Below are 25907 nucleotides of genomic sequence, written 5' to 3' on the forward strand. Positions count from 1 at the left end.
TTAATTTTGCTTATTGTATATCGGGAAAAATGATTCGTCATGCAAATCAACTGCTGACAACCCTTTTTTTATCCTTTGCTGATTATTCTTCTGACCTAAAGATGTATAAACGTTATGATTGATAATTAGCCTTCCTGTTTTGTAAGTGACTACATTATCAGGAAAAAATGATTTTTTATATTTAAAAATCCCATCTTCATAACCATAACCTCCTCCTAAAATATAATAATCAAAACCGTTCTCTCGCGCCCAATTGATAACTTCAAATTTCAGAAAATCGTTGGGTCTTTTATCGAAGTATGCTTCTAAAGTTCCTCCTAAAAACGAAAAAACAGAATTATCTGATATAAGTAAAAGCTCAGAAGAAACAACTACATCGCCGTCATAAATATTACAAATAGCACATAAATTTTCATTCGAACTACAAAAAACTTTAAATTGGTCTAATGTATAAAAAAAAGAGTCATTGGCATTGGTTCTTTTCATTGTTTCGATGTAAACCTCATGAAAACTTTCAATGACATCATCATCAATATTTTTATAGTAAATTTTGCTCGTAAGATTTTCTCTTATTGCTTTCTTTACGTTTTTTCTGACTTTATGCTCGAAATTATTCCATTGTGTTTCTTTATCAATAATTTCTCCTTTTATATTCAGCATAGTGTTATGAATCTGCCCGTTAAAACCAATATAATTATAGAACAAATTAAATCTAACGAATGCCGAAACGATGTTATTATCAGATAGCCAGTTTTTAACATTATTCCAAAATTCTTCTAAATCACTTACATTAACAGAAGTAGAGTAATAACTTCCTGTATAACCGTAAGGTGTAGAAAAATCTTTAAAACCAGTATCTTCATCATGAATATTAATATTTTTAATATATCCGGGAAGAATAATTGTTTTCTTGTCTTTTTTAAATACAAGACATACAAGACCATCGATACCACCACAAAAAACATCAAAATACTCAACGGTATTGTAAGCACTATCGGAGAAAGATGTACTTATAATATTTTTATACGTCTCTAAATCCTGTTGTTTATTTAAATATAAAACATCAAACATTTAAAACTTTTTTTAGGTTTTCAATCAAATCATCCAGATCATTATGATTAACATCTTGATGAATTGGAAAATTAATAATTTTTTTGTGAGTAACCGAACAAGCTTCAGCATTATAGTTGTGTAATTCCTGAATCATCGTGTGATAAAGACTTACCATACCAAAACCCAGCTCATTCATTTTATGATACAATGCGTCTCTGTCTATTCCGTTTAAAATAACCGGTAAAGTCTGGGGACAAATCCCATCCTTCAGTTCTTTATACAGAATTTCAATATTATCAAAATCTTCTATTTTTTTTGCTAAGTATTGATAGTTATCTCTTCTTTTATTGTAAATCGTAAGCAAATCATAATTGAGTGATACAAATGGATTCAGGCTTTCAACAGTTTCTTCTGTTTGGTTTGAAACCAATAAGCCTCCTTTTGATAACGGCAGAATTTTGTGTAACGAATAGAATGCATATTTTCCGTTTCTTCCACATTTTCCTCCAACTAAATCTGTTAACCATGCATGTGCACAATCTTCGATATAACAAATTTTTTCTTGGTCAAGCCATTGAACAATCTCAGCATATTTATTGTCAGTAAAACCAAAATAATGAACTAAAAGTACAAGACAGTTCTCATTGCTATTCACCTTATCCTTTAAATCTGAAATGTCTATATTCAGATATTTATCTAAACTATAAAATTCAAAATCAACACCGGCATTTTTTACAGAATCGAAGATTCCGCTTCCCTCATTTGCAGACCAGCCAATATAGGACGGTAATAAAACCTTTGCATTGGGATATAGTTTTTTGTATTCTTCAATGATATTACTCCATGCTTCTCTCGCCGAGTTGGTGTATTGCCATGTTCTTTGGGCATTTTTTTTATTTTCAGCAATTTTAGTTATTCCCATATTAAAAAATAAGTTTCATTCTATTTATCTCATCAATTTTGGTAAACACATCATGTAGGCGAATGTCGTCTTTACCAATATAATAGAGGCTATTTATATTTTTCTGTTTTAAAACTGTATATATACTTGCATAACATTCTGAGTCCGAAAGAATGTCCCTAAGAATCGCATTATCGTTTATTATCCCGATATTCAGATTTTGCTTATTGAATATAAGCTGTAAGAAAGAAAAGCCAAAATGATCATATAAACATTTGAAATTAGAATAATTTGTTATCACTAGACCTTCTCCAAATTGTTCGTTCAGCAAATCTGTTTTAGAATATTTATAGAAATTTTTAGTTTCTTCCTGCTCAAACCCCATTGAAGTATACCAATTTAGTGCTACAGTATTTGAACTAAAGACATCAAGCTGAATATTTTTAAATCCTAAATCAAAAAAGTGTTCCTTAGTATACTTAAAGAATTTACCTGCAACACCTTTTCCTTTAAATGTATTATCTGTTGCAATCATATTAAGAAAAGCAACAGATGAATCGTAGAACATTTTGAATTCTACAAAACCAACAATATAATTGTCTATTTCTGCAATAAAGTATTTATAAGGAGAATATTCGTTTTCAATTTCATTACAAATAAATTTTTCTATTCCGAAGCACTTGTATATTGATGCTGTCAAATAAAGATCATTAAAAGAAGTTCTTACTAATGACACTATTTTGGCAATATCTTCAACGGATGCTAATCTTATATTAAGGTTTTCTTCGTTCATCGTCTAAATTTTTCATTATAGATTCGGGATCTACTACTATATTTTCAGATTTGATAACCTTTAAAATGGTTTTATAAATAATTTTAAGATCAAAGCTAAAACTCAGATTGTTCACATATTCAACATCAAAGGCTAATCTGTCGTCCCATTTTACAGTATTTCTCCCATTAATTTGTGCCCATCCTGTAATTCCCGGCCTTACGGAATGCCTGATTCTTTCCTGATCCGTATAATACGGTAAATATTTTACTAATAAAGGCCGTGGTCCGATTAAGCTCATATCTCCTTTTATTACATTTAATAGCTGAGGAATTTCATCCAAAGAGGTTTTTCTAATGAAGCTTCCGACTTTTGTTAAACGGTGTGCATCAGGTAATAGGTTTCCATTTACGTCCTTAGCATCATTCATCGTTTTAAACTTTATCACTTTGAATAAACGTTCATGTTTTCCGGGACGGTTTTGAAAGAAAAAGGGATTACTTTTATTACCAATTAATAGAATGACTGCAACCACTATAAAAACAGGACTTAAAAAAACAAAAGCCGTAAATGCAATAATAAAATCGAAAAACCTTTTAAAAAAATTTTTATACATATTTGTTGATCCTATTGATAATGGTATTGTATGATCGATCTACTAAATAAGAGTCATATAATAATTTTAATGAATTTTCTCCTAAAACATTTAAATCTTCTTTCAAAATATTGTCAATCGTACTAAGCATGAAGTTTAAATCACCAGAAATAACTTTTCTACCGCAATTGGCTTTTTCCACTATATCACCTACATCAGTATTGGGATCTGTAGCTGTTATAATTGGCATTTTCATTTCAAGATAAGATAATGTTCTTGCAGGAAAATTAGGTATCAGAAAATTTTTATCTAAAAAAACCAACCCTACATCACACGAGCCCAGAAGTGTGTCATAATCACTCTTTTTTAACCCTCTTAACAGTGTAGCATTTTCAGGCTTTTTTAAGTTAAACCATGTTTGTGTATTGTTAAATTCCGTTCCATCTCCAACTACCAGAAAATGCACGTTTTCGTTTTTACAATTTTCTATTGTTTCCAATAAAAAACCTATTCCTTGCGGTCGTCCCAAATTACCTCCATAAACAAATATTTTTTTATTTAGTGGAAGATTAAATTTCTGCCTGATGTTCTCTGTTTCATCTTGTGAATAAGAAAATTCAACAGGTTCAATAGAATTGGGATTAATTTCTACCTTATTGCGATCAATTTCAGGGTTATGCGTTAATACATAGTCAACATTCGCTTGAGACATACAGCCTATCGCATCAGATATTTCGTAGAGTTTCTTTTCTTTTTTTAAAAACATCTTATGCAGAACCCCATCTTTTTTCAGCATTTTCATATCCACCGCATTTTGAGGGAAAATGTCTTTTAAAAGAAGATAACTGAATGCGCTATCCCTATTTTTAACAAATTTAATAACTTTTACAAAAGTAATGGGCGGAGTAGAATAAAGTACAAGATCAAATTTTGTGTTTTTAAGATATTTCTTAATTGCGCTTAAATATTGATATTCTATTGCAAGAGTACCAATCCCTTTTTCAATGATATTTGTTTTTAATACATTAAAAGTTTTGACACGTAAAATTGTAGCTCCGTTATCCTGATACAATTTCGTGCTTTCATTGTACCTTCTTTCAATTGGGGTTACAATAGTTACATTATGCCCTTCTTTTACAAACTTTCTCAGCAAATCAGGATAAATTCCCCTTTCTGCAATAGATCCTATCTTTACTAAAGTTATAAAAAGTATATTCATATCAAAATTTAGATTGTTTTAAAAGTCTTTTGTAATCACATTGTGATTTGCTTCTTTAAATTTCTTCCGACCAGACAGTTCTTTTAATGTAATCGGTATAAGAAATAATGATTCTCACCACTTTTTCTGAAACATTTGGCATCGAATAATCAGAAACCGGTCTGAAATTTCTTTCTGCTCCTACTTTTTGTTGCAAAACCTGAGCTAATCCCTGTAAGATACGTTCCGGTGAAAGTCCCACCATCATTACACTTGCTTCTTCCATTGCTTCCGGTCTTTCGTGAGCCTGGCGAATATTCAATGCCCTGAAGTTCAATATTGAAGATTCTTCTGAAATTGTTCCCGAATCTGATAATACTGCATACGCTCTCTTTTGCAAGGCATTATAATCGTGGAAACCAAGCGGCTTTAAAAATTGAATTTCAGGGCGCATCTCGATCTGCATCTTGTCGATCATGTTTTTTGTACGCGGATGGGTCGAAACAATAATCGGATATTGATATTTTTCAGCAATGGTATTTAAAGAAGCCATTAATCCTCTGAAGTTTTTCTCAGAGTTGATGTTTTCTTCTCTGTGGGATGATATTACAAAGAATTTTCCTTCTTCTAAATGTAATTTTTCCAAAACATTTGAAGCTTCAATCTGAGGTAAATAATGATTCAGAACCTCAAACATCGGCGAACCTGTTTTGATGATTCTGTCCGCAGGAAGGCCTTCTCTCAAAAGGTATTCTCTTGCAATATCTGAATAGGTAAGATTAATATCCGAAGTATGGTCTACAATTTTACGATTGGTCTCTTCCGGAACTCGCTGGTCGAAACATCTGTTTCCTGCTTCCATATGGAAAATCGGGATATGTCTTTTCTTTGCAGGAATTGCACACAGGCAAGAGTTGGTATCACCTAAAACCAAAAATGCATCAGGTTTTAACTCTTCCAAAAGCGGATCTATTTTAATTAAAATATTTCCTACTGTTTCCGTTGCGGTTTTTCCGGCCGCTTCAAGGAAATAATCAGGTTTACGAAGTCCCAAATCCTCAAAGAAGATCTGATTTAATTCGTAATCATAGTTTTGTCCTGTATGAACGATGATATGCTCTACTGCTTCAGAAGCATCCAAAGCGTCTAATACTCTGGATAATCTTATAATTTCCGGTCTTGTTCCTACGACCGTCATCACTTTTAATTTTTTCATATAGTTTTTTTGCTTTTGGTCTTAGAAATAAATCTAAACCTTTAGCTTTTGATTTAAATATTTAAACTTCTACAAAATAAGTATCTGCATTTTCCGGATTGAATGCTTCGTTAATCCAAAAAATGGTGTACAATTCTTCTTCCCCGATATTTTTGATATTATGGGTGTACCAAATCGGCATATCAACATAAGCAGGTTCGTTTCCATCCAGATAAAAATCCAGAACCTCATCAGAATCAATTTTTCTAAGTTGAATAAGAGCTTTTCCTTTGATCACTGCAAATCTTTCAATTTTTCTGGTATGAAAATGATTTCCTCTGGTAATTCCCGGAACCGTTGTTGAAAATGAACATTGCCCACCAATTCCCAAACGGATTACTTCTACAAAAGCTCCGCGAGGATCTGTATGTTGCGTGAACTTTACCGGATAATGGTTTTTATAATCAATATAAGAACGATAGGTATTAAATAAATTATGTTCGAATGAATCATTAATTACCGGAATTTCTCCGCCGTCAAAATATTTCGTTTTATAATCATTTAATAATGATAAGACTTCAGAAACTTTTTTAGCGGCGGTAGGTTCAACAAAATATTCTCCTTTGCTGTTGCCTTCTTTGATTTCGTTGATGATAATTTCAACCAATTCCTGAACGTAAATTAATTTAACTTCACCATCATTAGCAACCGTTGGTGTTTCACCGTGCGTTAACTGATAACAAAAAGTTGCGATAAACGAGTTATAAAAAGGTTTTCCAAACGCTCCAAAAACATTAGGAATAATTAACCCTGTAATTTTTCCTCCATTTTCACTTGCCCAGTCTGACAAAGCTTGTCTTCCTTCTTTTTTTGACCTTCCATAGAGATTATCTCTTTCTTCCTGAGTGGAAGAGGAAATCATTACATGGGCTTTTGAGCCTGTTCTGCTTAAAGAATCAACTAATTTCTGAGCTAAACCTACATTGGTTTCATAGATAAACAGCTCACTTTCGTGACGATTCATTGCTGCAAGATGTACAATAACATCACACTGTGCAACAAACTGATCTAATTTCTGCTCGTCTTCAAAAAATTCTTTCTGAAAATCGATTCTTTGAAAATCTTCAGGAAAGAGCCCTAAAGTATTGTATAAATGTCTTCCGACAAAACCATTCTGACCGGTAATTCCGATTTTTTTCATGTATTTTGTTTTACCTTTTATAGATTTTCATTAAAATAATTTAAATCAAATCTGTATTCATCATTAATTTCTCCCAATCCATAATCTGCTAAAACCAGCAGCTTGCTGTCTTCCGTTTTAGATTGAATTGCAGTAATGCATCCTGCAGGAATACGCAGGTAAGTTAATGTATCTTCTTTTAAAAGATATTTCTGCATTGTTAAATCTTTAGAAGGCTGTGCAAAATCATCTACCTCAATTACAGAAACTTCAAAGCTTCCTTTCATACAGGCAAACCATCTCTGCTCGATTTTATGACCTTGCCAACCGCGAATAAATTCTGTAGAATGGTTTTCGATCGTATAAATTCGTTTTATTGCTGAGGCATCAAAATCATTATTAAATGTAATAATTCCTCTTTCGTCCTGATGTTTTTCACCTTCTAAAAGCATTATCCCGGGATCTTTATATTTGAATCTAATATGGATATTGCATTACATTTTCACCAAAAACTTCTTTTCGGATCAATGGTAAAGTAGAAATCAGTCTTTTCAGACCTTCCACACCTTGCTGCTCAGTATTGTGAGAATGATAATCTTCGATATGTGCAACTTCTTCCTCACCTTCCGAAAAATATTGTGCATAATTGAGATCACGATTATCTGCCGGAACACGATAAAAATTTCCCATATCTTCTGCTTTCGCCATTTCTTCACGCGTACATAAAGTTTCATATAATTTCTCTCCATGACGGGTTCCAATTACTTTTACAGGAACTTCTTTGCCTGTCAACTCAATAAGAGCTTGGGCTAAATCACCAATACTTCCTGCAGGTGCTTTATTCACAAATAAATCTCCGGGGTTTCCGTTTTCGAAGGCAAATAATACCAAATCTACCGCATCTTCCAATGACATGAAAAAACGTGACATATTCGGATCTGTAATCGTGATAGGCTCTCCTTTCTGAATTTGATTTAAAAACAAAGGAATTACCGAACCTCTTGAAGCCATTACGTTTCCGTAACGGGTAAGGCAAACTACCGTATCTGTAAGGTTTCTGGCTTCAGCAACCGCAACTTTTTCCATCATGGCTTTAGAAATCCCCATTGCATTGATCGGATATGCCGCTTTGTCGGTAGATAAACAAATTACTTTCTGTACCTTATTGGCAGCTGCAGCACGGATGACATTCTGTGTTCCTTCCACATTCGTTTTTACAGCCTGCATCGGGAAAAATTCGCAAGATGGGACTTGTTTAAGAGCTGCTGCATGAAAGATGTAATCAACTCCTCTTGTAGCCGGTTCTACGCTTGAGAAATCTCTTACATCACCGATATAATATTTAATTTTATCATTTTTATAAAGGTTTCTCATGTCATCCTGCTTTTTCTCATCACGGGAAAAAATACGGATCTCTTTGAAATGGTCGGTTTGCAGGAATCTGTTTAGAACAGCTGTTCCGAATGAACCGGTACCACCGGTAATTAGAAGAACTTTATCCTTTATTTGCATTTTTTGTATTTTTTATTATTTCAATGTATTGTTTTGTTCTTTGTAAACTATTGCCAAATCTTTTCAAATTCTGTTCTCCCTTTTGAATTAAATTTTTCCTAAGCGTAGGATCGTTATATAAAATTAGTATATTTTTAGCATACTCCTCAACATCAGTTGGGTTACAAAAGATTGCTGCATTTCCGCAAATATCTCTCGCAAATTCCATATCTGAACTTAAAATAGGTACCTTCATAAACATTGCTTCCAAATAGGTTGTAGAAAATACTTCCAACAAGGTAGGCATAAACAAACAGTCCATATGCGAATATAATGACGGTAGCATTTCCAGCTTCACATGTCCCAGATAATTTATAAACTTATTATGCTTTTCAGAAAAACCGAAGCTTTCTTTTACTCCGGAGATATGAAACTTAAAATCAGTCAATTTATTTGTTTCAAGTATATAATCAATTATTTGTGGAATAACCTTCAAATTTTTATGTGGGTAATTTGCGGACAAACATAAGATATCAAAATTAGATTTTTTTATGTTTATATTTTCCCAAATTTCTCTATTTTCAAAAACAGAATTTAATGTATTATTTACGGTATAACTTTTTATTTTATTTTTAGAAGTATAAATCTGATTTGCTTTTTCTGACTCAAATATTAAAACGTTTGAATTTTTAAGAAAGCAATAGTTCTTAATTGTATATGTAAAATATGTTTTTATCCTGCTCAATAGACTTAATGAATCAAAATAAGGAGAATCAGTATATATGAGATGTGGAATAGCAAAGCCAACAATTTTTGGGACGGCACTTCGATGATATGATGGGCCGAAAACTGTAAAAATAATTTCCGGTTTTACTTCATCTTCAATATTTTTAACAATTTTACGTCTTTTATATATAGACTTTTCACTATCGGTATAAAGATCATAGAATTTAAATTTTTTACCAAAAGTGTTTTTCTGGATCTGTTTAGAGCTATTTGCAGATTGTATTACATATATATCAGAAAAACCATCTAACTGATTTTGTAAATCCAAAGTTTTCAAATCTTCAAGAAAAGATGTTGCTACCTGTATACCTCCGCCAACATTTAAATTTGAATTATCTATTAATATTTTCATTAACAATTTTTATAAATTTTCTAAATCAATATTAGAATCTCTATATTGATATATTTCACTTTCATCCAAAATTATCGGAAAATTAAAAACATTAACGTTCTTATATTCTCCAAGAGTAATTTCAGTATTTACTGACTTAAAATACATAATAGTATTTAAACTTATGATCAAAAATATACTAACTATAATAGTTTTTTGTTTTCTTTTAACACTTAAAACAATAAGATTGCTTAGTACTATAAATTCGAAAACTCTGAAATATATTGTGAGCCTTGAAGAAATTAAAGAATTAGTTAATAACAATATATACATTAGAAAACTGATGTAATATATTTTAATTAAAATATTATCATTTTCTCCAAGAAATCTTTTGTTAGATAAGGAAAAAAAGTAGATGATTAAGAACATAATCAATCTGACGCCTAAACTCACAAAATCAATTTGATAATTAGTAACATAAGAATTGACACCAGCTATAAAATTCCCCATATATGTTATAATTAGAGGAATAACAAAAATTCCTAATGGAATACATATAATAACGTATTTACCTATATTATTATTATTTAAATTAATTTTATGAAGGAATAACAATGATATTAAAATTAAAGAACTAGTGTGTATCGTAGACAATAATAAAATGCCTATAATGAATTTTATATAGCTTTTCTTTATAAAATAAGGAAAAACAAAATACATCAAAATAGATAAAGCCAATCCTTGTCTTATTGCACTAAAGTTATAGATGAAAAAATAAAATGAAAAGAAAAAAATAAAACTTATAGCTACATTTTTAGAATACTTGTTGATTGATAATATAAATAAAACAAAAATTATAACTGAATAAACTGAAATTATTTCGGATACATTTAAATTAATATAGTAAAGTAGAATATAGTTTATAACTGAAAAACCAATTTCAAATCTATTTATATAACCAAATCCAGAAAGGAAATTGTCTATGCTATTTGCGGAATCTTTAATTGCATATAGATAATTAAAATAATCAACACCCTGTCCATATTTAAAAAACAGGATAAATGTCAGCCCAACTAAAACTGGAAAGAGTAAGACTTTTGAGATTTTATAGTTAAAAAAGCTTAAAAGACATACGCTTAAGATTAACAAAAATATTATTAACAATATCATAGTTTATTAATAAAATTTTTCTCAATAGATATTGCACAATATTCTTTAGCTTTTTCAATTTTTTTTACGTATTCATTTTTATTATTCGATATTTCTATGAGTTTATTTGCTGTATTTACACCATCAAATTCAGAAATTTTTCTGGAGAATTCGGCAAGGTTTAGATCTTTCAATATATATTCAGCTTTAGGCTGATATGACAAAGCTATAAATGGACACTCTGCCTGAATTGCAAATAATGCAGAATGAAATCTACTCGCAATTAGGCCATTACAGTAATGTAAGCGGCTTTTTAAAACTTCAGGAACTAATTCTTCATAATCAAAAGATACATATTCAGGTATTTCATTTAAGATTCTTTTTATAAGTTTCTCATCATTTGTTTCTCCTTTACCTGTACCTACCTGATTATAAAGCACTACTTTCTGACCGCTGATTTTAAATAGCCGTGTACAACATTGTATGATTTCAGAAATATATCTTTTTTTATAAAACTCCTGATTTCCCAAATCATTATAATCCCAGTCAATAATCGTAATTACAAATTTGTTTTCCCATTTTAAATCCTGATTGAATTTTTCATATTTTGACTCATACCAGGCTAAATCAGTCGTTAAATAAATGTTTTTAATTTCTAAATCTTTACACAAATTATATGTATAAGATTCTCTGGCAAATACTATATCTTTATTTCTAATCAATTTTTTTGTAAGACTTTTATCAAAATCCGAGTAAAATGGCCCAATACTCATAGGAGAAAAATAAATAATAGCCTTTGATTTTCTGAGCAAAAATCCGTTGAAAATATTTGCATAGTAGCTCTGCTTGTTACTGTAAAGATATCCTCCAGGGCAGTAGAATATAAAATCTGCATTATTAATAGTAGCAAGCTTTAGCTTAGTGTTTTTGGGTATGAACCACTTAATTCCTAAAAAATAATAAACAAGCAACCCTATAGCTAAAAGAAATAATTTGATTAAGTTTAATATACTTTTCTCTTTACCAGCCAACGATATGAAGGATTTGTAAAATTTTATTTTGGGATTATCAAATACCTCTTCTGATTTCTCAGGAAAAGATGAAAAAATGGAAATCTGGGTTTCATTACCATATTTCTTATAAATGATTTTAATCAGCTTTTCTAATAATTCGTGATCACCTCTGTTATCAGGACCAAATGCATGTGTTATGACTATTTTTTTTGCCATCTGAATAAATTTGGGATTATATATAATATCATGCTGATTACTATAAAAATTATTTTTAAAATAAAAAGCAATTGAAGATCTAAATCTATTTTTTTTACAATTATAAAAATTACGAATAATGAATTTATAGTATTGGCAAAAAATATAATATTATTAAATTTATTCAATCTTAAATATACTACCAGTATTCTAGATATTACCGATAAAATATAAAAAGTTAGTACTAATAAAATTAAGTATATTGAAAAATTAGAATTGTTATTAAACAATAAACTAAAAATATCATTTACAAAGAATGATAAACCAGTCATCACGATTATAAACAATAACCAGATTCTCGATAATTTTTTAATAATACTTTTTAAGTTTAAATCTTTGATTGTTGCTATAAAATAATTCTCAAATGCGGCAACAAATACCAAAACAACTCCAAACACGGTTTCTAACAATCGAAGATTGATCACATCAGATTTATTATCTATATTATTCATATATATGATAAAAAGTTGTGATGTTATTATGTATGCAACTGCTCCAGGTAACAACCACTTATTGAATTCTACGATTTCATTTATTTTGAGACTAACTTTATCTTTATTAGAAATCTTCCTGAAAGACAATAAAACAATAATATTTACTAAAGAATAAACTATTCCTATAAAAAACAACAAGCTTGTGATATTTAACCTATTTAAAAAATATAATATGATACATATCAGCAGATTAGATACAACTAAAATAAGAGTATAAACTAAGGAATTTTTAAATAAATTTTCTGAATAGAAATATCGTCTTGTTAATTCAAAACAGCAGAACATTGTTATACAATACGTTATTAAAAATATATTCCACAGTGAAGTTACCATTTTTATCATATCAAGCTGTATAGCTCCGAATACGATACCGAATGTAAGCAGCGAAAAAAGTAAAATCCATTTTATGATAGACTTAGGAGTGTATTTTTTGCCATCTAACAAAAACAATTGACCTATTGACGAGTTTATGAGTAATATTGCAATACTTTGAATAATAAAATAAATATTATACAAAAAGAAATCTTCTTTCTCGAAAAAATGACTTAATAATATAGTTAAAACAAATGACCATAATGTCATTAACATTTGATCACTTACATTTAATAATTTTTTAAGTATTGAAATCATTTAAATTGAGTACTCTTTAAATACTATTTTATTTATTCTCAAATTATTTTATTAACAATTTATTTAATACAAATAGCATTGGACTTTTAGAATATTTATAATCTTTTGCTTACCCTATTTTTTTCCAAGGCTCCTTTCACATCATAAATGACTCCTTTATCTTTTATTAGCTGATGTAAATCCAGACCGAGAAATTCATCATGTGCTACAGTAAGAATTACAGCATCGTATCGCTGAACATCATCGGTATGGTTTGAAGATAATGCTTTTAGTTCAGAATAACAATCAATGCCATATTCCGCCTGCACTTCAGAAGAATTTGCCCACGGATCAAAAGTTATCACTTCTGCCCCATACTCCTGTAAATTGGTAATGACATCAATCGCTTTAGAATTTCTTATATCTGTACAGTTTTCTTTAAAGGTAATTCCAAGGTTCAAAATTTTAGACCCTTTTACTTTAATGTCGTTTTTTATCATTAATTTAACGACCTGTGAAGCTACAAAAGCTCCCATAGAATCGTTTAGTCTTCTTGCCGCTAAGATCAGCTCAGAGTAATAGCCTATTTCCTGAGCTTTCTGAGCCAGATAAAATGGATCTACTCCTATACAATGTCCTCCGACCAAACCCGGCTTGAATTTTAAAAAATTCCATTTTGTACCGGCAGCTTCCAATACATCATGCGTATCAATATCCATCAAAGAAAAAATTTTGGCAAGCTCATTCATGAAAGCGATGTTGATATCTCTTTGTGAATTCTCAATAACCTTAGAAGCCTCTGCTACTTTTATTGTTGGTGCCAAATGTGTTCCTGCAGTAATTACAGATTTGTATAAATCGTCAACTACTCTTCCGATTTCGGGTGTAGATCCGGAAGTCACCTTTAATATTTTATCTACAGTATGTTCTTTATCTCCGGGATTGATCCGCTCCGGTGAATATCCCACAAAAAAATCAACATTAAATTTCAGTCCTGAAAATTTTTCAAGCACTGGGATGCATTCTTCCTCCGTCACTCCCGGATACACTGTTGATTCATAAATAACAATATCATTCTGCTTCAGCACTTTGGCTACCGTTTCGCTTGATTTATACAAAGGCGATAAATCAGGTCGATTATGTTTGTCAACCGGTGTTGGTACTGTGATGATGTAAATATTTGCATTTTCAATATCAGCGATATTATCAGAACAAAACAATCCGTTCTGATTTTCATTCAATAAGGGATTTTTGCCTGACATGACCAATTGAAGAGCTTTATTACTAACCTCAAGGGTAGAATCTATCCCTTTATTAAGATCCGCTACCCTGCTACTGTTAATATCAAAACCTACAACGGGATATTTTGTTGCAAAAAGCCTGGCTAAGGGTAACCCCACATAGCCTAATCCTATTATTGCAATTTTTTTCTGGTTATTCATATTGATTACTCAATTGTAAATTCGATGACCAATGAAAAATTATTTAATATTATTTTCCAACTATCTTTTTCCACCATGGTTTATTAGATTCGGCCGAATATCCGTAGCCATATTTGTAGCCATATCCATAGCCACTATTCATTTTACTTACATCATTCAAAACCAGCCCTACGTTTTTGATCTTTTTATCTGTAATCTGTTTGTTGATAAAGCCAATCAATTCTTTTTCTGTATAACCTGAACGACTTACATATAACGTAACGTCAGCAGTGTCAGCAATCAGGAAAGAATCGGTCACCAGCATTAGCGGAGCAGTATCTAATACAATATAATCGTATAGTGGTTTGAGGGTTTCGACAAGTTCCTGGTATCTTCCGTTGGATAATAACTCAGTTGGGTTTGGAGTAATCGCACCCGAATAAATCACATCGCAATAAGGATTAAATGAAGTCGGATGAATAATTTCTGAAGGCTGCATCTGATCATCATACATAAATTCCGATAAACCTATTAAACCTTTTCTGCTTTCGTTATATCTCTGCAATTGAGGATTCCTGATATCTGAACCGATAATAATTACTTTTTTACGAGGTGTTGCCAACGTTAAAGCTAAATTTACCGATGTAAAAGTTTTACCTTCGCCCTTCACTGTAGACGTTACAAAAATTACATTACCTTTTTTATTTTTAGGCAACATAAAGTTGATATTGGTAATCAGAATCCTGAACGCTTCTGCTAAAGGGGAAAGATCATTCAGCTGTACAATTTCGGGATCACCTTTTTCTAATGAAGGCAGCTCACCCACCACTACAGCTTCTGAACTCAGGCTCGCTAAATCATTTTTCGAGTATATTTTATTATTAAACAGCTCCAATAAGTAAATAATTCCAAAAGGAACAAGTAAACCTATTATAAGTGCTCCCAGATATATTATCATCTTTTTAGGTGATACCGGAACAGGATTAGTTAAAGCATCATCTACAATCCTAGCTTTTGGTGCAGCGATAGCTAACGAAATAGCGGCTTCCTCCCTTTTTTGAAGTAATAGTAAATATAGCTGTTCTTTAATATTTTGCTGCCTTTCTATGCTACGAAACATTTTTTCCTGTACAGGAATTTTTGAAATCCTTCCAGCTAATCTATTTTGCTCGCCTAAAATATTACTTTTAGAAATCTGTAGACCGGATCTGCTTTTTTGCAGGCTTTGAAGAACGGCACTTCTCATGCTGTTGACCTGTTTACTGACATCCTGAACCACAGGATTCGCAGGCGTAGAGTTCTCTAGCAAACGATTTCTCTCGATCACCAATTGATTGTAAGCTGCAATATCAGAAGTAAGATTAGAATCCGTCAGACCAACATTTAAAGGAAGTACCTGATAGTTTCCCTGTCTGTTTAAATCAGAAATTAAACCATTCACCAGTTCAAGCTGAGACTCCACTTCAAGCTGACTTTGGCGATTCTTCATGGCCGTTTCCAAAGACAAACCAGCCTCAGTCTGGATATCTGCAATGTTATTACGAAGTTTAAAGTCTTCTTTTTGTGATTCTACATTTCCGAGTTCAACCCCAATCAAATTGATTCTTTCATCGATGAACGAAGCCGTCTTTTGGGCTTCAGAGTTTTTATCAAGATTCGCTTCCTTGTTGTAGTTAACAGCCAAAGTATTAAGAATATCTTCAGCTTTATCCGGTACAGGATCTGCGATTTTTATATTAAGTACAGTGGCTTCTTTTTGTACCAGACTTACATTTAATTTTTTCAGATAGTATCTTGCCCTATCCATTCCAGACATAAAATGCAGCCTAAACTCTTTAGCAGATTTATTGGCTGAAGAGGGTGCATATTTTGTATTTTTCTGAAACATTATTACCCCGAAAGGCATAGTAACAGCTTTATTGAACTCGGTCTGTATTTTATTTTTAAAATCTTCAGATTCTATTGTAATTGTATTGCCTTTTATACTGGCAAATACATCTTTTCTTGGGTATTTAGCCTTCTTTTTTTCGCTAATCACTCTAACAATAAATGGAGAGGTGTCTTTGTAGAGTTCACTTTCTTTAATATTTCCTTTAGCATAGATACTTGTTTCCAGAGATTTTTCTCTTACCACGGAAAGCATCAGCTTTTTTGATTTTAAAATCTCAATTTCATTGTCTACGGAGTTTGTCCCCATACCTCCAATCCCACCCAACTCAGAAATTACTGACATTTCAGGCTGTCCGGATGTTGACTTTTTAACTTCTTTAATAAGTAATGTTGATTCGGAACTATAGATTGGAACACTATACCTCAGATAAAACCAAGCTAAAATCATAGCCAGTGCTGACCCAATAATAAACCAGTACCAACGATGAATATATGGCTTTATAATTTCCCTGATATTTAAAGTTTCTTCTTGAAACTCCCCCTGCGTCTGATTGTACTCCACTGTATTTGTGATTATCTTGAAGATTTTAATTATTCCTAATTAGAGCCAAAATTCCGATTGTTAAAGAAGCAATTACAGAAGCAACCGATATATATATTCCGGTATTCGGATCTACTCTAGCCTGCTTTTCTCTGTTTTCGTTCGGCTGTACATAAATAACATCGTTCTGCTTTAAGTAATAATAAGGAGAATTGATAAACTGTGCACTCGTAAGGTCTATACGATTCTGCGTAATAACTCCATCAACATTTCGTAAAACCAGAACATTCGTTCTCACTCCATACGGTGTAAGATCACCTGCCAAACCCAGCGCTCCAAATACCGTGGTCGTACCGTCCGGCACAACATAAGTACCGGGTCTTGTAACCTCACCCACAACAGAAACCCTGAAATTTATTAGTTTGGCATCTACAACCGGATCTTTAACATATTGACTAATCAATCCGGCAAGCTTAACTCCTAGACTTTCAACATTTTCGCCCTGAACGTTCACTTTCCCGATTTGTGGAAAAACAATATTATAATCTGTATCTACCCTGTATGTAGGTCCTGAAACAGGAACCTGCTGAGGAAGATTATTTGAGCTGGGACTAGAATATTGTGTTATTGTTGAGCTGGAAGAATAAGTCTGATTAAAAGGCTTTACTACATCCAAATCTTTTGCCGTTACCGTAATGATCAATTGATCCCCCGGCTGTAAAGTACTACGGCTGTTTTTAATGGAGTTGTCCAAAGCTATACTTTCAATATCTTTCATATAATTGATCTCCTGCCTTGGAGTGCATGAAAAAATTGCCAAACTAAAAAAACCGTAAATAAAATATTTTTTTAAAATCATTTCTGATAAATTTTTCACAAAAATAGGATTATTATTTTTTAAACAAAATTTGCTTCTTATTATAATGTTAATTGATACACTATCACATTAAATAAATTTATTAGCAGACTAATCCTTGTTAGCAATATCTAAAGGAGCAGCTTCTTTTTTATCTAAAATTTCAAATTCTGAGTTGTTACTGATAAATTCAGGAACAATATTTTTTAAAAGCTTTACAACTTGTAATTTATCTCTTTTTACTGCAGATTTAATAATCTGCCTGCAAAGAATTTCCATTTCATCAAATCCTAATGAAGGATCTTTAGAAATCATTATTTTTTCATGATGTGTGGGAATTGTTGTAGCATTGTTGCTGAGCAACTCTTCATATAATTTTTCACCAGGCCTTAAACCTATAAATTTAATTTTTATATCTTCATCAGGAATATAACCTGATAATTTTATCATTCTTCTGGCTAAATCTAAAATTTTCACCGGCTCTCCCATATCGAAAACATAAATTTCTCCTCCTTGTCCCATTGTTCCCGCCTGAAGAACCAGTTCGCAAGCTTCGGGAATCGTCATGAAATACCTGATAATATCAGGATGGGTAATGGTTACAGGTCCTCCCTTTTCAATCTGTTTTCTAAAATGAGGAATTACTGAGCCGTTTGAGCCTAAAACATTCCCAAAACGTGTTGTAATAAATTTTGTTGTGTTGCCTTCAGAATTCTGTAATGACTGTACAAAAAGCTCAGCTGTTCTTTTAGACGCCCCCATTACATTTGTAGGATTTACAGCCTTATCTGTCGAAACCATTACAAAACGGTTCACTTTATATTTTTTAGAGAGTAAGGCCAGATTTTTAGACCCTAAAACATTTACAAATATAGCTTCATGGGGATTTTCTTCAATTAGCGGCACATGCTTGTAGGCCGCAGCGTGATATACCATAGAAAACTGATACATTTCAAAAAGCTTTTCCAGCCTGTAAATATTAGAAATATCAGCTAAAACAAATTTAAAGTTCTGCTCCGGAAATTTCTCAAGCAACTCCAGCTCCAACTCATACAAAGGAGATTCTGCCTGATCTAAAACAACAATAAGAGAGGGATTAAACTGTGCTACCTGTCTTACAATCTCACTTCCTATTGATCCTGCTCCGCCTGTAACTAAAACATTTTTTTCAAAATGTCTCTTTTTGACTTCTTCATTTTCAATTTTTATAGGTTTCCGGTTTAACAGATCTTCAATCTGCAAGTGACGGATTCCTCCTACAAGATCAGAATCGCGCATCTTACTCAGAGTAGGAGCCTTTAAAACTTTCAGACCGTTATCTAATGCAAGAGTCATCCATTCTTCCAACTCAGATTTTGTCATGATCTCCTTAATAATCAATACAGCATTAAACTGATTTATTAAGTTTTTGTCTTTGAAAAAGTGGTCCGCATTATAAATTTTATGCCCTAAAAGAACCGCTTTATTAGAATCTGATCTTTTAGTAAGAAAGCCCGCTAGTCTATAAGGATAATTGGGGTTATGTAAAATCGCTCTTGCTAAAGACACTGATGCATCTCCTACCCCAACAACAGCCACCCTAATCTTAACAGAAGTTCCTTTCAAATCAATTAATAGATTGAAAAATTGCTTGGTAACCATTCTAAAAAAAAACATCATGGAAACCGATATAAAAAAATAGAAGAAAAGAGTTGGGTATAAATATATTGACTTGCCTAATATGGATTCTACAATGTAATTGATAATAAATAAAGACAACAATGTACTACCTGATGATAATACAATCTTAAAAAAATCAAAGAAAGTAGAATGCCTGATAATACCTGCATAGGTTTTGAAAACAAACATGAAGAGAATGTTTACAAAAATCAATAAAAGCCTTTTTTCTGTTGTATATTCAGGAAAATTTACCTGAACTTGTAATTTTTTTAAAAAATAATAGGAAAAAAAAATAGACAGCAATACAATAAAGACATCAATCAAAAGAACCGCCCATCTTGGCACATATCTTAGCTCCGTGAGTTTCACAATATTATCCCCATTATATAAGGAAGCGAAAGCATCAATCAGCTTTTTCATTCAACATTTTGGTGTTACAATTATTTGGCAAATATAACCATATTATTTTTATAAAAAAATTTGTATTAGCAATATTTTACCCATAATAAAATTTAACATTTTAAAATCAACAAAAACACAGAATTACTATTAAAAAATACAACAAAACGCAAATAAAAATACAAATTAATCAATAATAAACATTTACCACATATATTTATAAAAAAGCTTCCGGAAGAATTTCCGGAAGCTTATAAAGAGTTTGATTCTTGACTATTATTCTGCTACTGCATTTTTTCGCTTTGCGTAAGCAAAAGTAAATACGATTGCAACAATTAATAAAACCGGAATATAATCATCAATAGGAGCCAGCTTCGGATCTCCCGGGCTAGCCGGATTGTCACCATCTGCCAAAGTAGACATTTCTTCCGGTTCATCATAAACATACGGATTATCTGATTGACCAAAAGCCACACTAAAAGTCATCAGCAAAAACATTATTACTATCTTTTTCATTTTTTTATTTAATTATTTTTTGAGTATATTCTTTACCTTCAGAAATTGCTTTTAGGATATACATACCTTTAGCAGGCACCTCTACAGTTACTGATTTCGAATTTGAGGTAATTTGCTGAATCTTTCTTCCTGCTGCATCAAAAATTTCAACTGACTGAATATTTTTATTATTTCTTACCACAAAATCTTCACCATTTCTGTAAACTTCAAAAATCCCTTTTTCAGTTTCGTTGATAGATAATACATTTAGTTTATACACGATTTCAAATCTGTTTGTGAAATCTCCCGCATTAGCTGAGAAGCTATATGCTCCAGCCTGAAGGTTTGTATAAGTTCCTGTTTGTTTATCATGTAAATAAATCTCCTGACCATTTACAAACAGGCCTTCTTTATGAGATAAAGAGATGGTAAAGTTTCCGTTTTCAAAATGTTTGTTTCCTAGCTGAACAACATCATCAGTATGGAAAGATGACCTACCCTGAATTACTAATTTTTCAGATCCAGCTAAACTGTAGAACGCATCAGAACCCATACCCATTGCTTTAGAGTCATATACATCATAAGCATCTGAAGCTCCCTGACTGTACGTGATTGCCTGGGTAACAGTATTTCCGTAAGACGTTGTTAGTTTAATCCAGAACTTACCTGAATTGGTATTTACATTTTTATTTAATGTAACAGCTGAATTAGATGTACGAATTGCATTGGTAAATGTAACTGGTCCCGCAGCCGTTGCTTTCACAATAAATCCCTGGCCCGTCTTTGCAAACGCCCCAATAGCGTTAAGTGCTGCACTATTATATCCTGCGCCGGATGCTGTATTCGGAGCTTCCGTCCAAGTACCGGATGGCCCGTTGAATGTGGCATAACCAATATTTACAGCCGTATTCCCGTTCTGTGTTATTACATTTCCGGTAGTATTGTCCCAGAACCATAGAGTAGGTTCAATCACCGTACTGTTCGCAGTATAAAAATCTGTAAGATTTATATTTGAAGGATAAGGATTTCCTACTAAATTAAATCCGTTACCTGAAGTACTTAGAGTAACATCAACCGATCCGTTATTAGGAACTTTTGAAATCCCTCCAAAAGCTAAAGCTGCATTTAGCTGAGGTACTTTTACTGAATACCCTTTACCTGCATTTGATGTAAAATTAGCATCCGCATTAGCTACCTGATCATAATAATTTGTTCCTGTATTGTAAGTCATAACATATTGTGGAGCAGTTCCGCCAACAACATCAGTATAAGCTTTGAAAATATTTTGATCTGCAACAGGAGAAGACCAGAATACATATTTATCCGCAACACTTGCACTGTTTCTGTTTGCAACAAATGACGCCCCTGTTCCGGCTGTATATGCCCCGCCTACAGTCTGAATAAAATTCCCGCCATCGTTTACAATAATGCTACCATTGTTGATTACATTTTCTGCCGTAATTGTTTGTCCGCTATTGATGGTAAGTGTATACGTTGGATCAATTGTTATATTTTGTGCAGTAAAACCACTTCCAGCATAATTACTGGAAATAACCGCATCAATTGTTGCAGAGGGAATACCATTTGACCATGCTGTTCCATTCCAGACTGTATTTGTCTGAACTGGTGTACTTAGAGAAAAATTGCTCACTCTCCACATAGCCCAACCTCCTGTACTTGCATCTTCATAAACAAATGCAATATGTACATTTCCAGATGTTGGCACTGCAAAATTCGTTAAATTTCCCGTAGAAACAGCTGTTCCGGAAGCTTCTGCAATTGTTGTAAGATTAGCCCAAGTTGCAGCAGCTGGATCTCCGTACCCAGCATAATTTGTAGAATACATTATTTTTAAATCATCACCCTCATATTGAGATGCATAATTAAAAGATAAAAGCGAATTTGTCTGTACACCTGTAAATTTCGGAGAAATCAACCAAGCTTTAGCAGTCCCTAATTGATACCCGTTACTTTCTGCACCATTGGCTGACGTTGTCCATCCTATATAACCAGCACTTCCTGATTCTTTGTAATTCATCCAATCTCCTAAAGTATTATTAAATGCTTGACTATAAGGTATTGTTGCAGTTGCAGGATTTGTAATTATAATTTGTTTCGTAGTAACAGTACTTACAGTCAGTGGAGGTGCTATTGCAATAGCTTTAATTTCTGAAGTAGCATTTATTTGGAATGGAGCAGTATATTGTGTAGAAGAGATAGTAGGAGTTGTACCATCTGTTGTGTAATAAATTGAAGCTCCTGAACTTGCACTTGACAAATTAATACTTGCCGTATTCCAATATGTATCAACACCATTTGGGGTTCCTGTTGCAACAATACTAGGATTAGCAGTTTGAGTTACTGCGCCCTCATAGAATTCAAAATAAGGCGCTCTATACGTCCCGGCACTCGTTGAATAAAAAACAAATGCATATTGAGCACTAGCAATCGCTGAAGTTGGTGTAAAATTTTGCTCAACTGCACCCGGACTAGATACAGAACCTAAAATATTATATGTTGAACCTCCATCCGTTGTATATAAACACCAAAGTGTTGCTGGGGCAGTTCCACCAGTAGCACTTGCTTTAACTTTTATAGAACCTACATTGCTTATCGCATTTGCTCCCACCAATGCATAATAACCAGACGCGGTAGTCTGAATACCTAATGCTGAGGCAATTGCCGCACCTCTGTTGTTGATGCCAGCATTAAGCTTTGTCAAACTATTGTAGTTTGTAGCATTATTAGTACCTAACCAAACAATATTGCTTGATTGACAAGATGCCGCATTTGCATACCAAGTTACCCCACTTACCGTTCCCGATTTTGAACCATAAGTGTTTGCGGTTCCAAAAGCAGAACTCTGATTTGCCAAATCTAAGCTATAAACTAGATTTTGCCCCCATCCCCAGACCGAGAAGAGAGCCATCAAAAACGCATATATCGTCCTTGATTTACTTTGTAATTTTAAATTCATATAAATAATTTTTTCGCCTGACAAATCTAAACTTTTTTTAAATAATGCCAATGAATGTTAAAATTACATATATGTTAATTTTCAATTACTCGCAAAATAGAGTCATATTCAAAGCCTCTACTTAGAAGATATTTAATAGTTTTTGATTTTTTTTGATAATTCTGTAATCCTATCGATTTACCTATATAATTTTCGTAAATCTTATTTATTATGTTTAAATAATCTTTTTCGTCGATTTCATCAAAACAGGTAGAGATTAGTTTTTCTGTAATGCCTTTTTGTTTTAAATGCATCTTTATTTTAGTTTTTCCCCAATTTTTTATATAAAATTTTCCACGAATGTAGCTTCGGGTAAAACGCTCTTCATTCAGATAATTTTCTTTCATTAAATACAAAAGAATTTCTTCTTTCGCTTCAGGGATCAAAACAAACTCCCGCATTTTTTGCTCTACTTCTGCATGGCAGCGATCCTGATACACGCAATAGTTGACCAGTTTCTGTTTTATTTCTTCAAATGTGAACAGTTTTTTATCGGAATTCATTTTTTAAGTTGATAGTTGATAGTTGATAGTTGATAGTTGATAGTCAAAATTACAATTTGCAAAAGGAGGCGCAAAATATTTGCACCTCCTTTTGTTTTATTTATTGAAAAGCTAACAATTATTTATTAGTAATTGAATAAAGCCTTGCCTTCCATTAAACCGTTTACTTTTTTTCTAACATCAGCAATTACTTCTTCATTTTTGATGTTGTCTACTACTTCAGAAATTAATTCTGCAATAGTTTCCATATCATTTTCTTTAAGACCTCTTGTCGTGATTGCCGCAGTTCCTAATCTGATCCCCGAAGTTGTGAATGGAGATTTATCATCAAACGGAACCATATTTTTATTACAAGTAATATCGGCTTTTACCAAAGCTTTCTCAGTTTCTTTTCCGTTAACGCCTTTATTTCTAAGGTCTACCAACATCAGGTGATTGTCTGTTCCGCCACTTACAATATCAAATCCGTTGCTGATCATTGCTTTTGCCAAAGCCTGGGCATTAGATTTCACCTGTTTTGCATACGTTAAGAATTGGTCATCAATTGCTTCACCAAATGCAACAGCTTTACCAGCAATCACGTGTTCCAACGGTCCACCCTGGATTCCCGGGAAAACAGCACCATCCAAAACCTGGCTCATCATTTTGATTTCTCCTTTCGGAGTTTTGTGACCGTATGTATTTTCAAAATCTTTCCCCATCATGATCATTCCACCTCTTGGACCTCTTAACGTCTTATGAGTTGTAGTTGTTACAACATGGCAATGCTCGAATGGAGAATTTAATAATCCTTTTGCCACCAAACCTGCAGGATGTGCAATATCTGCCCAAAGTGTAGCACCGATTTCGTCTGCAACTTCTCTGAATTTAGCATAATCCAAATCTCTTGAATAGGCAGAAAAACCTGCGATCAACATTTTTGGTCTTTCTCTTAAAGCCACTTCTCTCATTTGATCATAATCAATCAAACCAGTTTCCTGCTGTACTCCGTAAGAAACCACATCGTATTGGATTCCTGAAAAGTTTACTGCAGAACCATGCGTAAGGTGACCTCCCATTGAAAGATCCATTCCCATGATTTTATCTCCCGGTTTTAAAACTGCCAGATAAATTGCAGCATTCGCCTGAGAGCCAGAATGTGGCTGAACATTTACATAATCAACTCCGAAAAGCTGTTTTGCTCTTTCGATCGCCAACGTTTCAACCTCATCTACTACTTCACAACCTCCGTAATATCTTTTCCCAGGGTATCCTTCTGCATATTTATTGGTCAATACACTTCCCATCGCTTTCATTACATTTTCAGAAACAAAATTTTCTGAAGCAATAAGCTCTAATCCGTGAGACTGTCTTTCTCTTTCTTTTTCGATAAGGTCAAAAATAATGTCCATTTACTTATAGATTTTAAATTTCAAGCCCAAAAATACGGAATTTCCTAAGATTATTTATTATCAATCAGCTTATTAATTTATAATTGAATTCTCCTATTAGATTTCATGAGCATTTAAAGAATCTTCTTTAATATTGAAACGAATATTTTTTAAAGTTAAATATTAGAATAGGAACAAATTTTGAACAGTATGAATTATAGTCTTGTTGAAAAATTTATATTTGCATTGATCTAAAAGAAAAAATTGTCTGAATTATGGGAAAGAAAAAATACAAAAAACAATTACTTAACACTTTAAAATCTTTAGAAAACTCTGAACATTATATTTTGGAAAGCATGACCAATCTGATGTTGTTTGGAGAAATGAAGAAAAACAATATTGAGTTTAAAGATGGTGATACTTTCAGCTTCAAAGACAGCATCTTTGATTACAGTGAAGATAAGAACATCAGAAAACTGGCTAAACTCCGTAAAAAAATGCTGGTTACCATGAATAAAATAGTATCGAAAAATAAATTTAAGGATAAAGAAATAAAGTTTTTGAGCTAATTAAATCTAAAACATAAAACAAAAAGCCCCGATATTTCGGGACTTTTTAATTTATGAGGTAGTGTCTCACTAACTGTGTAAGTTAAAAGTTATTCTGGAAAATTTTGAGCCCCTTACAGCTCAAAAAATTTTTCGGAAATAACTTTTTATTATTTTTAACCTATAT

At 32.4% G+C, this 25907-nt stretch carries 22 protein-coding genes; 1 reads left to right on the plus strand and 21 read right to left on the minus strand.

Annotation, left to right across the window (positions count from 1 at the left end):
• The 21 genes from ACR1PN_RS11805 to glyA all read right to left on the minus strand — a co-directional run bounded on the left by ACR1PN_RS11805 (position 1) and on the right by glyA (position 25193).
• Complete coding sequence (locus ACR1PN_RS11805) at positions 1–1071, minus strand: GNAT family N-acetyltransferase (protein WP_433980195.1); 1071 nt, start codon at positions 1069–1071, stop codon at positions 1–3.
• Positions 1064–1975 carry a DegT/DnrJ/EryC1/StrS family aminotransferase gene (locus tag ACR1PN_RS11810; protein WP_433980196.1) on the minus strand — a complete coding sequence of 304 codons (912 nt, stop codon included), beginning with the start codon at positions 1973–1975 and terminating at the stop codon, positions 1064–1066. Before ACR1PN_RS11810 ends, ACR1PN_RS11805 begins: the two co-directional genes overlap by 8 nt.
• A 1-nt stretch (position 1976) precedes the next feature.
• Positions 1977–2747 carry an N-acetyltransferase family protein gene (locus tag ACR1PN_RS11815; protein WP_433980197.1) on the minus strand — a complete coding sequence of 257 codons (771 nt, stop codon included), beginning with the start codon at positions 2745–2747 and terminating at the stop codon, positions 1977–1979.
• A complete protein-coding gene (locus ACR1PN_RS11820) occupies positions 2728–3342 on the minus strand; it encodes a sugar transferase (RefSeq protein ID WP_433980198.1) in 615 nt (204 codons plus the stop codon). Before ACR1PN_RS11820 ends, ACR1PN_RS11815 begins: the two co-directional genes overlap by 20 nt.
• Positions 3335–4540, minus strand: coding sequence for a glycosyltransferase family 4 protein (locus tag ACR1PN_RS11825; RefSeq protein ID WP_433980199.1), 1206 nt, complete (start codon positions 4538–4540; stop codon positions 3335–3337). Before ACR1PN_RS11825 ends, ACR1PN_RS11820 begins: the two co-directional genes overlap by 8 nt.
• Before the next feature lie 55 nt (positions 4541–4595).
• On the minus strand, positions 4596–5735 hold the full coding sequence (gene wecB / locus ACR1PN_RS11830) for a non-hydrolyzing UDP-N-acetylglucosamine 2-epimerase (protein ID WP_433980200.1): 1140 nt from the start codon (positions 5733–5735) through the stop codon (positions 4596–4598).
• A 61-nt stretch (positions 5736–5796) separates the two neighbouring features.
• The gene (locus ACR1PN_RS11835; protein ID WP_433980201.1) at positions 5797–6915 is read right to left on the minus strand and encodes an NAD-dependent epimerase/dehydratase family protein; all 1119 of its coding nucleotides are present in this window, start codon (positions 6913–6915) and stop codon (positions 5797–5799) included.
• A gap of 17 nt (positions 6916–6932) precedes the next feature.
• On the minus strand, positions 6933–7346 hold the full coding sequence (locus ACR1PN_RS11840) for a WxcM-like domain-containing protein (RefSeq protein WP_433980202.1): 414 nt from the start codon (positions 7344–7346) through the stop codon (positions 6933–6935).
• Positions 7347–7371: 25 nt separating this feature from the next.
• Positions 7372–8406 (minus strand): polysaccharide biosynthesis protein, encoded by a 1035-nt coding sequence (locus ACR1PN_RS11845; protein ID WP_433980203.1) that lies wholly within the window; start codon positions 8404–8406, stop codon positions 7372–7374.
• Complete coding sequence (locus ACR1PN_RS11850; protein WP_433980204.1) at positions 8390–9523, minus strand: glycosyltransferase; 1134 nt, start codon at positions 9521–9523, stop codon at positions 8390–8392. Before ACR1PN_RS11850 ends, ACR1PN_RS11845 begins: the two co-directional genes overlap by 17 nt.
• A 9-nt stretch (positions 9524–9532) precedes the next feature.
• Positions 9533–10672 (minus strand): EpsG family protein, encoded by a 1140-nt coding sequence (locus tag ACR1PN_RS11855; RefSeq protein WP_433980205.1) that lies wholly within the window; start codon positions 10670–10672, stop codon positions 9533–9535.
• A complete protein-coding gene (locus tag ACR1PN_RS11860; protein WP_433980206.1) occupies positions 10669–11880 on the minus strand; it encodes a polysaccharide pyruvyl transferase family protein in 1212 nt (403 codons plus the stop codon). Before ACR1PN_RS11860 ends, ACR1PN_RS11855 begins: the two co-directional genes overlap by 4 nt.
• Complete coding sequence (locus tag ACR1PN_RS11865; RefSeq protein WP_433980207.1) at positions 11865–13043, minus strand: hypothetical protein; 1179 nt, start codon at positions 13041–13043, stop codon at positions 11865–11867. Before ACR1PN_RS11865 ends, ACR1PN_RS11860 begins: the two co-directional genes overlap by 16 nt.
• A 95-nt stretch (positions 13044–13138) precedes the next feature.
• A complete protein-coding gene (locus ACR1PN_RS11870; RefSeq protein ID WP_433980208.1) occupies positions 13139–14464 on the minus strand; it encodes a nucleotide sugar dehydrogenase in 1326 nt (441 codons plus the stop codon).
• Positions 14465–14513: 49 nt separating this feature from the next.
• Positions 14514–16895 (minus strand): GumC family protein, encoded by a 2382-nt coding sequence (locus ACR1PN_RS11875; RefSeq protein ID WP_433980209.1) that lies wholly within the window; start codon positions 16893–16895, stop codon positions 14514–14516.
• 25 nt (positions 16896–16920) lie between these two features.
• Entirely contained in the window at positions 16921–17733 is an 813-nt protein-coding gene (locus ACR1PN_RS11880; RefSeq protein ID WP_433980210.1) for a polysaccharide biosynthesis/export family protein, read from the minus strand.
• A gap of 108 nt (positions 17734–17841) precedes the next feature.
• Entirely contained in the window at positions 17842–19809 is a 1968-nt protein-coding gene (locus ACR1PN_RS11885) for a polysaccharide biosynthesis protein (protein WP_433980211.1), read from the minus strand.
• 255 nt (positions 19810–20064) lie between these two features.
• Positions 20065–20304, minus strand: coding sequence for a hypothetical protein (locus ACR1PN_RS11890; RefSeq protein ID WP_433980212.1), 240 nt, complete (start codon positions 20302–20304; stop codon positions 20065–20067).
• 4 nt (positions 20305–20308) lie between these two features.
• On the minus strand, positions 20309–23260 hold the full coding sequence (locus ACR1PN_RS11895; protein ID WP_433980213.1) for an FN3 associated domain-containing protein: 2952 nt from the start codon (positions 23258–23260) through the stop codon (positions 20309–20311).
• A gap of 74 nt (positions 23261–23334) precedes the next feature.
• Positions 23335–23802 carry a regulatory protein RecX gene (locus ACR1PN_RS11900; protein WP_433980214.1) on the minus strand — a complete coding sequence of 156 codons (468 nt, stop codon included), beginning with the start codon at positions 23800–23802 and terminating at the stop codon, positions 23335–23337.
• A 125-nt stretch (positions 23803–23927) separates the two neighbouring features.
• Complete coding sequence (gene glyA / locus ACR1PN_RS11905; protein ID WP_433980215.1) at positions 23928–25193, minus strand: serine hydroxymethyltransferase; 1266 nt, start codon at positions 25191–25193, stop codon at positions 23928–23930.
• Positions 25194–25447: 254 nt separating this feature from the next.
• Here glyA and ACR1PN_RS11910 point away from each other — a divergent pair, with 254 nt between their 5' ends.
• A complete protein-coding gene (locus tag ACR1PN_RS11910) occupies positions 25448–25741 on the plus strand; it encodes a hypothetical protein (protein ID WP_433980216.1) in 294 nt (97 codons plus the stop codon).
• Positions 25742–25907: the final 166 nt, after the last annotated feature.

Source organism: Chryseobacterium sp. RLHN22, from assembly GCF_051011795.1.
GTDB classification, from domain to species: domain Bacteria; phylum Bacteroidota; class Bacteroidia; order Flavobacteriales; family Weeksellaceae; genus Chryseobacterium; species Chryseobacterium zhengzhouense.